12 protein-coding genes are annotated in these 12,241 nt (G+C 75.2%); 11 read left to right on the top strand and 1 reads right to left on the bottom strand.

What is annotated here, in order from left to right:
• The first annotated feature begins 242 nt into the window (after positions 1–242).
• The 4 genes from hemB to JNW98_RS07785 all read left to right on the top strand — a co-directional run bounded on the left by hemB (position 243) and on the right by JNW98_RS07785 (position 4,182).
• Positions 243–1,220: a porphobilinogen synthase gene (gene hemB, locus JNW98_RS07800; protein ID WP_223767352.1), complete on the top strand. Its 978-nt coding sequence runs from the start codon at positions 243–245 to the stop codon at positions 1,218–1,220.
• A 169-nt stretch (positions 1,221–1,389) separates the two neighbouring features.
• A complete protein-coding gene (locus JNW98_RS07795) occupies positions 1,390–2,034 on the top strand; it encodes an ABC transporter ATP-binding protein (protein ID WP_223767360.1) in 645 nt (214 codons plus the stop codon).
• A gap of 2 nt (positions 2,035–2,036) precedes the next feature.
• Positions 2,037–2,816: an ABC transporter permease gene (locus tag JNW98_RS07790; RefSeq protein WP_223767351.1), complete on the top strand. Its 780-nt coding sequence runs from the start codon at positions 2,037–2,039 to the stop codon at positions 2,814–2,816.
• Positions 2,817–2,970: 154 nt separating this feature from the next.
• Positions 2,971–4,182, top strand: a complete 1,212-nt coding sequence (locus JNW98_RS07785; RefSeq protein WP_223767350.1) for an ABC transporter substrate-binding protein — start codon at positions 2,971–2,973, stop codon at positions 4,180–4,182.
• A gap of 41 nt (positions 4,183–4,223) precedes the next feature.
• Here JNW98_RS07785 and JNW98_RS07780 read toward each other — a convergent pair whose 3' ends face one another.
• The gene (locus JNW98_RS07780; RefSeq protein WP_223767349.1) at positions 4,224–4,868 is read right to left on the bottom strand and encodes a hypothetical protein; all 645 of its coding nucleotides are present in this window, start codon (positions 4,866–4,868) and stop codon (positions 4,224–4,226) included.
• A gap of 178 nt (positions 4,869–5,046) precedes the next feature.
• Between JNW98_RS07780 and JNW98_RS07775 the strand changes: the two genes are divergently transcribed.
• The 7 genes from JNW98_RS07775 (at position 5,047) to JNW98_RS07745 (ending at position 12,228) form a co-directional block, all read left to right on the top strand.
• On the top strand, positions 5,047–5,229 hold the full coding sequence (locus JNW98_RS07775) for a hypothetical protein (RefSeq protein ID WP_223767348.1): 183 nt from the start codon (positions 5,047–5,049) through the stop codon (positions 5,227–5,229).
• Complete coding sequence (locus JNW98_RS07770; protein WP_223767347.1) at positions 5,226–5,654, top strand: monovalent cation/H+ antiporter complex subunit F; 429 nt, start codon at positions 5,226–5,228, stop codon at positions 5,652–5,654. The genes JNW98_RS07775 and JNW98_RS07770 overlap by 4 nt, the downstream gene beginning before the upstream one ends.
• Positions 5,647–5,928: a Na(+)/H(+) antiporter subunit B gene (locus tag JNW98_RS07765; RefSeq protein WP_223767346.1), complete on the top strand. Its 282-nt coding sequence runs from the start codon at positions 5,647–5,649 to the stop codon at positions 5,926–5,928. The genes JNW98_RS07770 and JNW98_RS07765 overlap by 8 nt, the downstream gene beginning before the upstream one ends.
• On the top strand, positions 5,925–6,677 hold the full coding sequence (locus JNW98_RS07760; RefSeq protein ID WP_223767345.1) for an MnhB domain-containing protein: 753 nt from the start codon (positions 5,925–5,927) through the stop codon (positions 6,675–6,677). Before JNW98_RS07765 ends, JNW98_RS07760 begins: the two co-directional genes overlap by 4 nt.
• On the top strand, positions 6,674–7,021 hold the full coding sequence (locus tag JNW98_RS07755) for a sodium:proton antiporter (RefSeq protein WP_223767344.1): 348 nt from the start codon (positions 6,674–6,676) through the stop codon (positions 7,019–7,021). Before JNW98_RS07760 ends, JNW98_RS07755 begins: the two co-directional genes overlap by 4 nt.
• 4 nt (positions 7,022–7,025) lie before the next feature.
• Complete coding sequence (locus JNW98_RS07750) at positions 7,026–8,816, top strand: complex I subunit 5 family protein (RefSeq protein WP_223767343.1); 1,791 nt, start codon at positions 7,026–7,028, stop codon at positions 8,814–8,816.
• Between the two features lie 328 nt (positions 8,817–9,144).
• A complete protein-coding gene (locus JNW98_RS07745) occupies positions 9,145–12,228 on the top strand; it encodes an FAD-binding and (Fe-S)-binding domain-containing protein (RefSeq protein WP_223767342.1) in 3,084 nt (1,027 codons plus the stop codon).
• Positions 12,229–12,241: the final 13 nt, after the last annotated feature.

The following is a 12,241-nucleotide window of genomic DNA, read 5'->3' as shown; positions in this document are numbered from 1 at the left end:
CGGCGGTGGGGCGGGAGCTGGCGCGGGCGCTTCGCAAGGACCACTGAGGGGGTGCCCCGGTCCCTCCCTTTCACCGTTTCCTGGGGCTGCGCCCCAGACCCCGCTTGTCGCGGCTTCGCCGCTCGTCCTCAAACGCCGGACGGGCTGATTCCAGCCCGTCCGGGGGTGCGGGGGCTTGCCTCCCCCGCAAGAAACGGTGAAAGGGCGGGACCGGGGCACCCCACCGACAACCAGGAGGACCAATGTCCCGACACCCGACCCACCGCCCCCGCCGCCTCCGCCACACCCCCGCCCTACGCGACCTCGTCGCCGAAACGAACTGGCACCCCGCCCACCTCGTCCTCCCCCTCTTCGTCAAGGAAGGCATAACCGACCCCACCCCCGTCCCCACCATGCCCGGCGTCACACAGCACACGCTCCCCTCACTGCGGAAAGCCGCGCGGGAAGCGGTCGACGCCGGAGTGGGCGGGCTGATGCTGTTCGCCGTGCCCGAGCGCAAGGACGCCGTCGGCTCGGCGGCGCTCGATCCGGACGGGATCCTGCAGCGGGCGCTGCGGGAGACGGCCGACGAGGTCGGGGACGCGGCGGTGGTGATGAGCGACGTGTGCCTCGACGAGTTCACCGACCACGGCCACTGCGGCGTCCTCACGCCGGACGGCCGGGTGGACAACGACGCCACCGTGGAACGCTACGCCGCCATGGCCGTGCTGCACGCCGAGGCGGGCGCCCACTGCGTGGGCCTGAGCGGCATGATGGACGGCCAAGTGGCCGCGGTACGAGCAGCGTTGGATGCCGCGGGGCGGCAGGAGACGGCGATCCTGGCGTACACCGCCAAGTACGCGTCCGCCTTCTACGGCCCCTTCCGCGACGCCGTCGAGTGCGACCTGCGCGGCGACCGCACCACGTACCAGATGGACCCGCGCGACGCCGCCGGCGCCCTGCGCGAACTCGCGCTGGACGAGGCGGAGGGCGCCGACCTCGTCATGGTGAAGCCCGCCCTGGCCTACCTGGACGTGCTGCGCACCATCGCCGACCACGCGCGCGTCCCCGTCGCCGCGTACCAGGTCTCCGGCGAGTACGCGATGCTGGAGGCCGCGGCGGCCCGCGGCTGGATCGACCGGGACCGGGCCATCGCCGAGACCCTCACCGCCGTCCGCCGGGCCGGCGCGGACGTCGTCCTCACCTACTGGGCGGTCGAGGCCGCCCGCCGGCTGGGCTGACCCGCCCGCACCGCCCATCGGGCGATTCCCGGCGGAACCCGCCGCATGCGACGCCGCCCGGGGGCGGACGGCGGTCAGGATGGGGCCCGCCCCTGCCGCCGCTCCGCCCGCCCGGGCGAGGAGAACGCCGACCGTGCCCGACGCCCCCGTCCCCGCCCCCACCCCCGTGCTGCGCGTCCGCGGCGTGCACAAGGCGTACGGCCGTCACCCCGTGCTGCGCGGCGTCGACCTCGACCTGCCGGCCGGCTGCCTGGCCGGGGTCGTCGGCGAGAACGGCTCGGGGAAGACCACGCTGCTCCGCGTCCTCGCCGGGCAGACCCGGCCGGACCGGGGGACGGTCGAGTGCCCCGGGCCCGTCGGCTACTGCCCGCAGGAGACGGTCCTGAACCCGGCGTTCACCGTGGACCAGCACCTGGAGCTGTTCCACGTCGCCTACCGCCTCCCCGGCCTGCGCCGGGCGTACGAACTGCTGGACACGCTGCGGTTCACCGCGTACCGCCACCACCGCGTCGGCGCGCTCAGCGGCGGCACCCGGCAGAAGCTCAACCTCGTCCTCGCGCTGATGCACGACCCGCCGCTGCTCCTGCTCGACGAGCCGTACCAGGGCTTCGACTGGGAGTCGTACCAGCGCTTCTGGGAGCTGGCCGACACGCTCCGCGCGGCCGGCCGCTCGTTCCTCCTGGTCTCCCACATCGCCTACGACACCGCCCGCTTCGACCGGCTCTGGCGGCTGAAGGACGGCCGGCTGGCCGCCGGCGCCCGGCCCGAGCCCCGGCCCGGGCCCAGGCCCGGTGCCGACCCGGGGGCGGGGTGACGATGCCGCCCACCGCCTGGACGTACTTCGCCACCGCGGCCCGCTTCGCGCTCCTCGAACACGTCCGCAACCGGCTCGCCCTCGTCCTCGTCGTGCTCTTCGTCCCGCTGTGGATCTCCCTCGGGCACGCGGTCGTCGACCACCACGAGGTGCGCTTCATGCTGCGCGCCACGCACGGGACGGTCACCGCGCACGGCAACGACCTCGGCAACATCACCGGCGCCCTCAACGCGGTCACCCTCATCGTCGGCTTCATGATGTTCTCGGTGACGTTCAAGGCGGCCGCCTTCGACCGGCGGCTGGCGATGGCCGGTTACCCGCGCCGCCACCTCCTCGCCGCGAAGCTGGCGGCCCTCGTCGTCGTCGCGGTCGTCACCTGTGCCTACGCGACGTTCGCGGTCTGCCTCTACTGGTCGCCGAGGCAGCCGTGGCTGCTCGCCCTCGCCCTGGCCTGCGGGGCGCTGACGTACGGCGGGCTGGGCGTGATGCTCGGCGCCCTGGTCCGCGGTGAACTCACCGGCATGCTCCTGATCATCATGACCAGCATCATCGACACCGGCCTGCAGAGCCCGCTCGCCAACCCGGTCGCCGACGACGACGTCATCCGCTACCTCCCGTCCTTCGGCGCCATGCAGGTCGCCACGACCGCCGGCTTCCGCGACGCGATCCCGCTCCCCTACCTCCTCCTCGGCCCCCTCTGGTTCACGGGCGCCCTCCTCGTCGCCGCCCTCGCCTTCCGCTTCCACACCCGCGACCGCCGGAACGCCTTCCCCGACGGGTGACGGCCCGCATGGCGGGTCGCCGTCCGGGTAGCCGCTGCCTGACACCGCATATCCCCAGTCATCACGACATACGGGTGGACATGCACCTTTGCGCGACCGGCGGGGCCCACGTTCCTCCCCCGGCTCGCCGGAGGCCGTAGCGAGGAGGCGCGCGATGCGCGAACCGAGTGCCGAGGAGCGGCGGATGCTGACCGTGGGGGTGGTGGCGGCCCGCACCGGACGCCTGGCGCGGCTCGGCGACCCCCTCACCTACGTCACCGGCCTGCTCCGCCCCGCCGCACTGCGCCGCCTGGTCAACGGGGGCCGCGAGTACGCGGTGCGCCTGGTGGAACGCGACAGCCGGTCCACCGCGGAAGGGGCTGGGCAGGCGGTCCACGAGCTCGTCCACGGCGAGGACGCGCGGATCGTCCTCACCCTGGCCGGCACCCGGGTGCTGCCGGCCGTCGCCGACGCCTGCGAGACGGCCGGTGTCCCCTGCGTCTCCAGCACCTTCCCCTGGCAGGTCTACTACTACGGACGCGGCGCGGACGACGGCGCGCCCTTCCGCTGGACGTACCACTTCTGCTGGGGGCTCGACACGATCGCCGAGGTCTTCGCGGACCTGTGGGAGGCCGCCGGCGGACCGGGCCGGACGGTCGGCTGCCTGTGGAACGACGGGCCGCAGGGCGCCTGGTCGCGCCACGAGCGCCACGGCTTCGCACCGGCCGCCCGGGCCCGGGGCCACCGGCTCGTGGACCCCGGCGGGTACCCGGAGCCGGCGACCGACCTCTCCCGGCACGTCGCCGCCTGCGCCGAAGCCGGCGCGGACCTGGTCACGAGTGCCGCCACGGGCCGGGACCTGGCCCTGTTCCGCCGTCAGGCCGCCGCGCACGGCGTCCGGCCCCGGCTGATCACCTGCTCCCGCTGGCTCGCCTACCCGCCCTCGGTCACCAGCTCGGGCGAGCGGCCGCCCCAGGCCGGGGTGGCGACCCTCGTCTACTGGACCCCGGCCCACCCGTACCGCTCGTCCCTCGACGGCACGACCGCCGCCGAACTGGCCGCCGCCTACGAACAGACCACCGGGCGGCAGTGGCTCCAGCCCCTCGGCCTGGCCCACGCTCTCTTCGAGGTCGCCGCCCACGCCCTGCGCACCGCCACCGACCCCACCGACCGCCAGGCCATCGCCGCGGCCCTCGCCGCCACCCGCCTGGAGACCGTCGCAGGCACCCTCGACTGGAGCACCGGCCCGGTCCCGAACGTGGCCACCGTCGCCCTCGCCGGCGGCCAGTGGCAGCCCGGCACCCGCCACGACTACGAACTGGCGGTCGTGACCAACCGCCAAGTCCCCGACCTGCCCGTCACCGCCGACCTCACGCCTACTCGCTGAGGGCTCATGGGGCGGGTACGCGGATGCCTCCGGGGCCGCGGTCACGCTTTGGCGGGCTCCCCGGGCAGCGGCGCGTCGACGGACAGGTCCGCGGTCAGGCGGGTTGTCAGCTCGGCGGCGAGGGCGGGTGCGTGGCGGGTCGTCCAGTGTTCGACGAGCCCGATGAAGCCACGCAGGTCGTCACGTGCGGATCGCAGGATGCCGGGGATGTCCGCGGTCGGGATCTCGAGGGGGTGGGTGGGTGGTGGTTCGGCATCGAAGCCGCCGTCGGGCCAGAGGCGGAGGGTGTCGGGGGTGAGTTCCAGGCGGGGGGTCGGGTCGTGGCCCAGCCAGGGCAGTTCGCCGTCCGCCAGGGCGAGCCAGTCGCGCCAGTCCTTCAGGGCGCAGCAGCAGCCGGGGGTGACGGTGACGCCGAGGCCGGTGTGGTGGAAGCGCAGGCCGCCGTCGGCGGTGATCTCGTCCTCCGCGAGGGCGCCGCGGAGGAGGGTGGCGGCGTCCGGGGCGGGCGTGCCGGCGAGGGACGTTCCGGTGGTGTGGGCGGCCAGGGCCGCCAGGGCGCTGCCGGTCTCGTCCGGCGTCAGGCGGCCGGAGAGGGCGAGGGCGCGGTACGGGGGGAGTTCCGCCACCGGCCAGAGGGTGAAGCCGGTGGTGTCCGCGGTTTCCAGGACGATGTCGACGGTCGGCATGAGGGCAGTCTCCGGCCCGGGCGGCGGGCGCGCCCCTCCTTTTCCGGCGGCGGACACGCGGGGTGCCGGGTCCGCGCGGGGGCCCCGGGGGTCTGGTATTCGTGCCCTCACCGCCGGAATGGCCGGGTCGGCGCCGGGTATCCGGGGGCCACTCGGGAGCGCGCAGGGAGGAGCAGGCATGTCGGACAGGGGACGTGCCGTCGCCGCGGCCGAGGGGCTGGGGTGGTGGGCCGGGCTGATGCTGCTGTGGGTGGTGCTGATCGGGACTGTGGATGTCCTGGAGGCCGTCGTGGGGGCGGGGGCCGCGGCGGGCGGGGCGTGGGCGGCCAGGGCCGCGCGCCGGGCGGCGGCCGAACGGTGAACTGGTGGCTGGCGGGCGCCGCCCTGCTGATCCTCGGAGGGCTCGGGCCCTGCCTGTGGGGCGCCGCGACCGGCGGGACCGGGCGCCGGATGACCGCCCAGAACACCGCGACGCTCCTGCTGTGCCTGGTGTTCCTGCTGCTCGCCCAGGGGTACGAGCGGCCCGCCTACACCGACCTCGCCCTCGTCGTCTCCGTCCTCGGCCCGGCCGGCACCCTCGTCTTCGTCCGGCTCTTCGAGACCCCGTCCGACACCCCCGCCGCCGCCCGCCTCCTCAGCCCCCTCGTCACGGCCGCCACCGTCGCCACCGTCGTCCCGCTCTGCGTCGCCACCGGACCCGGCCGGGCCATGGCCAAGCTGATCGTGATCGGCGTGCTGCTGCTCGCCGGGGGAGCGGTCACCAGCCGGGCGGTGCGCGGTGGATGACGTGCTCGGCGGCCTCGCGCTGCTCTTCGTCGCGGCGGCCGCGACCGCCGCCGTCCTCAACCGGGACCCGGCCCGGCAGGCCCTCGTCCTGTCGCTCCTCGGCCTCGGCCTCGCCGTCCTCTTCACCGTCCTCCAGGCGCCGGACGTCGGCCTCTCGCAGCTCGCCGTCGGGTCGGCGATCACCCCGCTGATGATCCTGCTGACGGTCCGCAAGGTGCGGCGGATCGGACGGGGCAGGCAGGCGGAGGACGACGGCAAGGGGCGGTCCCGGTGAGCCGCCGCTTCCGGCTGTGCGTCCTGGCCCTCGGGCTGCTCGCCTTCGCCGCCCTGTTCACCGCCGCCTGCGCCGAACTGCCGCCCTTCGGCGGCGACCGGCACCCCTACGGCGACCGCGCCGTGCACGCCGCGCTCCTCCGGCACACCGCCAACACCGTCTCCGCCGTCAACTTCGACCAGCGCGCCCTCGACACCCTCGGCGAGGAGAGCATCCTGTTCGCCTCCGTCCTCGGCACCGTCGTCCTCCTCCGGCAGACGAGCGACGAGCACCGGACCGTCCCCAAACCCTCGCCCGTACCCGACCGGACGCGCCGCTACGGGCTGCTCGCGCTGCCCGTCACCCTGCTCATCGGCCTGTACGTCGTCGCCCACGGCCAGCTCAGCCCCGGCGGCGGCTTCCAGGGCGGCGTTGTCGTGGCCACCGCCGTGCACCTGCTCTACATCGCCGTCGACTACCGCGCCCTGGAACGCGTCCGGCCCCTCGGCCCGTACGAGATCGCCGACGCCGCCGGGGAGGCCGCGTACGTCCTCACCGGCGCGGGCGGGCTGCTCGCCGGCGCCGCCTACCTGGCCAACGTCCTGCCGTACGGGACCTTCAACACCCTCTCCTCCGGCGGCACCGTGCCGCTGCTCAACGCCGCGGTCGGCGTGGAGGTGGCCGCCGCCGTGGTCGTCCTGCTGGCCCGGTTCCTCGGGCAGGCGCTGGAGATCGAGGGCGACGAGGACCGGGGGGAGGGCAAGGGATGAGCGTTCTGCCCTACCTCGTCGCCGGGTGGATCTTCCTGGTCGGCGTGTACGGCATGGCCACCAGCCGCGACCTCGTGCACGCCGTCGGCTGCCTGTCCGTCACCCAGTCCTCCACCTACGTCCTGCTCCTCGCCGTCGGCTACCGCAAGGGCGGCTCCGCGCCCGTCTTCTCCGACATCGAGCCCGGCTCGCGTCCCGTTGTCGACCCCGTCGTGCAGGCCCTCGCCCTCACCGACGTCGTCGTCGGCGCGACGGTGACGGCGCTGCTGCTCGCCCTCGTCGTGCAGATCGCCAAACGGCACGGCACCACCGATCCCGACGCCCTCTCCGAACTGAAGGGCTGACCCGGTGGACCGGCTGCTCCCGCTGATCGTTGTCGTCCCGCTGCTCGGCGCCGCCCTGCTGGCCGGCGCGGGCCGGCGGATGCCGCGGCCGGTCGCGGAGACCACCGGCTGCCTCTGCGCCGCCGCCTCCGCCGGGCTCGCCGTCGCCGCCCTCGCCGGCGGGCCGCACGTCGTCTGGTCCGGCGACTGGCGGCCCGTCGACGGCCACGGGGTGGGCATCGTCCTCACCGGCGACCGCACCGGCACCGGCCTCGCCGCCCTCACCTCGCTCCTCGTCGTCACCGTCCTCGCCTACGCGTGGCGCTACTTCGACGAACCGCCGCGCGGCCACGCCGGCGCCTTCCCCGCCCTCATCCTCCTCTTCCAGGCGGGCATGTGCGGCTTCGCCCTCACCGGCGACCTCTTCAACGCCTTCGTCTTCTTCGAACTCATGGGCGTCGTCGGCTACGCCCTCACCGGCTACCGCGTCGAGGAGGCCCGGCCCGTCCAAGGCGCGCTCGCCTTCGGCTTCGTCAACTCCCTCGGCGGCTACGCCACCCTCCTCGGCATCGCCCTCCTCTACGCCCGCACCGGTGAACTCGGCATGGCCCAGGCGGGGCGCGAGCTCGACGCGGCCGGCCGGCACGACGCCCTGGTCCTCGCCTCGTTCGTGCTCATCCTCACCGGACTGCTGGTCAAGGCCGCCGCCGTGCCCTTCCACTTCTGGCTGCCGGACGCCCACGCCGTCGCCCCGACACCCGTCTGCATGCTGCTCTCCGGCGTCATGGTGGAGATGGGCGTCTACGGCGCCGCCCGCGTGTACGTCACCGTCTTCGCCGGACCCGGCGGCGTCCCCGCCGAGGACTTCCGGCGCGCCCTGACCGTCCTCGGCCTGCTCACCGCGCTCACCGGCGCCGCCCTGTGCTGGCAGCAGCGGCACCTCAAACGGCTGCTCGCCTTCTCCACCGTCGCCCACACCGGCCTGTTCCTCGCCGGCCTCGCCGCGCTGGAGCCCGAGGGCGTCACCGGCGTGTTCCTGTACGTCCTCGGGCACGCGGGCGCCAAGGCCGCCCTCTTCGCCTGCACCGGCGCCCTCCTCGACCGCTACGGCGGCGTCGACGAGCACCGGCTGCACGGCCGCGCCCGGGAGATGCGCGGCGTCGGCGCCCTCTACGCGGCCGGCGGGCTGGCGCTGGCCGGGCTGCCGCCGTTCGGGACCGCGCTCGGCAAGGCGCTGGCCGAGGAACAGGCCGGCTGGCTGACCGCCCTGTACGTCGTGGTCTCGGCCGTGACCGGCGGCGCGGTGCTGCGGGCCGCCGCCCGCGTGTTCCTCGGCGCCGGGCCCCGCGAGGAGGACGACTGCGGCGCCCCCGAGACCACCGGCGACCAGGAGGAACCCGAGACCGACCGCCGGGTGCGCCGGCTGCCGTCGCTGATGGCCACGGTCGCCGCCCTCCTGCTCGCCGGCTCCCTCGCCGTCGGCCTCGTCCCCGCCCTCGCCCGCGCCGCGGCCGGCGCCGCGCACGCCTTCACCGACCACGCCGGATACGCGGCCACCGTGCTCGACGGCACGCATGCCGCGCCCGGCGCCGGGCACCCGTACGCGTGGTGGAGCCTGACGGGCGTGGGCCTCGGCCTGCTCTCGGCCCTGCTCGCCACCGGGCTGGCGGCGCTCGGCGTCCGCGGCGCCGTCCCGGCCCGGCGGTGGGCGGCCCCACTGCGCCGGCTGCACTCCGGGCACGTCGGCGACTACGTGGCGTGGACGGCGGCGGGCATCGGACTGCTGTCGGCGCTGGTCCTGTGGCCGGGCGGCTGACCGATCCGGTCGTGGGACGAGGCGGCCGGGTGGCTGACCGATCCGGTCGCGGAGAGGGACGGCCGGGTGGCTGATCGGCTCGGCCGCGGAGAGGGACGGCCGGGCGGATAACCGACTCGGCCGTGGAACGAGACGGTCGGCCGGGCGGCCGACCGGCCCGGCAGGGGAGCGGGATGGCCGAGCCGCCGGACCGGCCCGACAGCCGGGCGGCCCGCCGGGCGCGGCGCCCCCGATCGGGCGTCCACGCCCTGCGGCACCCCGCACCGGGTGCCACGGTGGTGTGGACGACCGGCGGCACGCCCGGCCCGCCGAGACGGAGGGAGAGCCGATGACGGACGGACGGGCGACAGGGAAGACGGAGGCGACAGAGGGGACGGAGGAGCGGGCGCTCGAAGCGGCCCGCAAGGCGCTGGCCCGGCGCGTCGACGGCGAGGTGCGCTTCGACGCCGGCACCCGCGGCGCGTACTCCACCGACGGGTCCAACTACCGGCAGCCGCCCCTCGGCGTCGTCCTGCCGCGCACCGTCGACGCCGGCGCCGAGGCGGTCGCCGTGTGCGCCGAGTACGGGCTCCCCGTCCTCTCCCGCGGCGGCGGCACCAGCCTCGCCGGCCAGACCACCAACCGGGCCGTCGTCATCGACTGGTCCAAGTACTGCCACCGGCTCGTCTCGGTCGACCCCGAGGCCCGCACCTGCGTCGTCGAACCGGGCATCGTCCTCGACGACCTCAACCGGCAACTCGCCCCGCACAAGCTGAAGTTCGGACCGAAACCGTCCACGCACGGTCAGTGCACCATCGGCGGCATGATCGGCAACAACTCGTGCGGCGCCACCGCCCAGTCCTACGGCAAGACCGTCGACAACCTCCGCCGCCTGGAGATCCTCACCTACGGCGGACTCCGCTGCTGGACCGGCCCGACCACCGACGACGAGTACGAGCGGATCCAGACCGCCGGCGGCGACCGCGCCCGGCTCTACCGGGGGCTGCGCGGCCTGGCCGACCGCCACCTCGCCGAGATCCGGCGCGGCTACCCCCGCATCCCACGCCGCGTCTCCGGCTACAACCTCGACTCCCTCCTCCCCGAGAACGGCTTCCACGTCGCCCGCGCCCTGGCCGGCAGCGAGGGCACCCTCGTCACCGTGCTGCACGCCGAACTCGACCTCGTCCCCGTACCGGCCGCCGCCACCGTCCTCGTCCTCGGCTACGACGACATCTGCGCCGCCGCCGACGACGTACCCCGCCTCCTCGACCACTGCCACCCGGACCAGCTGGAGGCCATCGACCACCGCATGGCACAGCTGATGCGCGAGGAAGGCGCCTACCCGGAGTCCCTCGACCGTTTCCCCGCCGGGGACAGCTGGCTGCTCCTCCAGTTCACCGGCGACAGCACCGAGGAGGCCGACGACAAGGCCCGCGCCCTGCTGCGCGCGATCGACCGGACCGAGGACGACCCGGACGTCGCCCTCTCCGACGACCCCGAACGCGAACAGGAGATGCTCAAGGCCCGCGAGGCCGGCCTCGGCGTCACCGCCCGGCCGCCCGACGACCGCGAGACCTGGGAGGGCTGGGAGGACTCCGCCGTCCCCCCGGACCGCCTCGGAGACTACCTGCGCGACCTCAAGAAGCTGTTCGCCGAGTTCGGGTACCAGAGCGCCTCGCTCTACGGGCACTTCGGCCAGGGCTGCGTCCACACCCGCGTCCCCTTCGGCCTGCGCACCGCCGAGGGCGTCGCCGACTTCCGCCGCTTCCTGCACCGGGCCGCCGACCTCGTCCACGACTACGGCGGCTCCCTCTCCGGCGAGCACGGCGACGGGCAGGCCCGCGGCGAACTGCTCGTCCGCATGTTCGGCGAGCGGCTGGTGGGCGCGTTCGGCGAGCTCAAGCACCTCTGCGACCCCGACGACAGGATGAACCCCGGCAAGGTCGTCCACCCCCACCGCGCCGACGAGAACCTGCGCCTCGGCCCGCTCTGGCGGCCCTCCGCCGAGGACACCCACTTCCACTACCCGCACGACGACCACGAGTTCGGCCGCGCCGTGCTGCGCTGCGTCGGCATCGGCCAGTGCCGCACCAGCATCGGCGGCGTCATGTGCCCCTCCTACCGCGCCACCCGCGAGGAGGAGCACTCCACCCGCGGCCGGGCCCGGCTCCTCTTCGAGATGCTGAACGGGCACGAGGACTCGGCCGTCACCGACGGCTGGCGCTCCGACGCCGTCCGCGACGCCCTCGACCTCTGCCTCGCCTGCAAGGGCTGCAAGTCCGACTGCCCGGTCGGGGTGGACATGGCCACGTACAAGGCCGAGTTCCTCGCCCACCACTACGCCGGGCGGCTCCGGCCCGCCGCCCACTACACGCTCGGCTGGCTCCCGGTGTGGGCCCGGGCCGCCCGCGTCGCGCCCCGCGCCGTCAACGCGCTGCTCCAGGCGCCCGGCCTGGGCGCCGTCGGGAAGCGGCTGGCGGGTGTGGCGGGGGAGCGGGCGCTCCCGGTGTTCGCCGAGGAGTCCTTCCTCGAGTGGTGGCGGGCGCGGGACACGCCCGTACCCGACCCCGCCGACCCGCGCACGGTCCTGCTCTGGCCGGACACCTTCAGCACCCACTTCCACCCGAACGTCGCCCGGTCCGCCGTCCGGGTACTGGAGGACGCCGGCTTCCACGTCGCCGTCCCCGAACGGCCCGTCTGCTGCGGCCTCACCTGGATCTCCACCGGGCAACTGCCCACGGCGAAGCGGGTGCTGCGCCGGACCCTCGACACGCTCGGGCCGTGGCTCGCGGCCGGGACGCCCGTCGTCGGCCTGGAACCCTCCTGTACCGCCGTGTTCCGGGCCGACGCGCCGGAGCTGATGCCGGAGGACCAGGACGTCCAGCGGCTCTCGGAGCAGTTCCTCACCTTCTCGGAGCTGCTGGTCAACCGGGCGCCGCGGGACTGGCGGCCGCCGCGCGCCGCCCGGACGGCGCTGGTGCAGACCCACTGCCACCAGCACGCCGTCATGAAGTTCGACGCCGACCGGGAGCTGATGAAACGCGCCGGCCTGCACGCCGACGTGCTCGACGAGGGCTGCTGCGGCCTCGCCGGCAACTTCGGCTTCGAGCGCGGCCACCACGACGTCTCGATGGCCGTCGGCGAACAGGGCGTTCTGCCCGCCGTCCGCGCCGCCGGACCCGCGACGTACGTCCTCGCCGACGGCTTCAGCTGCCGCACCCAGATCGAGGAGGGCGGCACGGGCCGCCGGGCCATGCACCTGGCCGAGGCGCTGGCCCTCGGCCTCGACGGCCCCGCCCCGGCCGAGCACCCGGAGAAGCTGGGCGCCCTCCGGCCGCACCGCCGGCGCGCGGACGCGTGGGCGGTCGCGGCGGCGGCCGGTGCGGTGGTGGCGGGGGCGGTGGCGGCCGGGGTACGGCGGCGTGGGCTGTGAGGGGGTCCGGGGC

This window comes from Streptomyces huiliensis (assembly GCF_020037025.1).
GTDB lineage: Bacteria > Actinomycetota > Actinomycetes > Streptomycetales > Streptomycetaceae > Streptomyces > Streptomyces huiliensis.
Note: the sequence above shows the minus strand (reverse complement) of the source record. Positions and strands in the feature narration are given on the sequence as shown.

What these genes read in the sequence shown, in the direction of transcription:
- JNW98_RS07755 (WP_223767344.1), top strand. Translation starts at nt 6,674, where the DNA reads ATGAGCGTTCTGCCCTACCTCGTCGCCGGGTGGATCTTCCTGGTCGGC.
- JNW98_RS07745 (WP_223767342.1), top strand. Translation starts at nt 9,145, where the DNA reads ATGACGGACGGACGGGCGACAGGGAAGACGGAGGCGACAGAGGGGACG.
- JNW98_RS07785 (WP_223767350.1), top strand. Translation starts at nt 2,971, where the DNA reads ATGCGCGAACCGAGTGCCGAGGAGCGGCGGATGCTGACCGTGGGGGTG.
- hemB (WP_223767352.1), top strand. Translation starts at nt 243, where the DNA reads ATGTCCCGACACCCGACCCACCGCCCCCGCCGCCTCCGCCACACCCCC.
- JNW98_RS07775 (WP_223767348.1), top strand. Translation starts at nt 5,047, where the DNA reads ATGTCGGACAGGGGACGTGCCGTCGCCGCGGCCGAGGGGCTGGGGTGG.
- JNW98_RS07780 (WP_223767349.1), bottom strand. Translation starts at nt 4,868, where the DNA reads ATGCCGACCGTCGACATCGTCCTGGAAACCGCGGACACCACCGGCTTC.
- JNW98_RS07790 (WP_223767351.1), top strand. Translation starts at nt 2,037, where the DNA reads ATGCCGCCCACCGCCTGGACGTACTTCGCCACCGCGGCCCGCTTCGCG.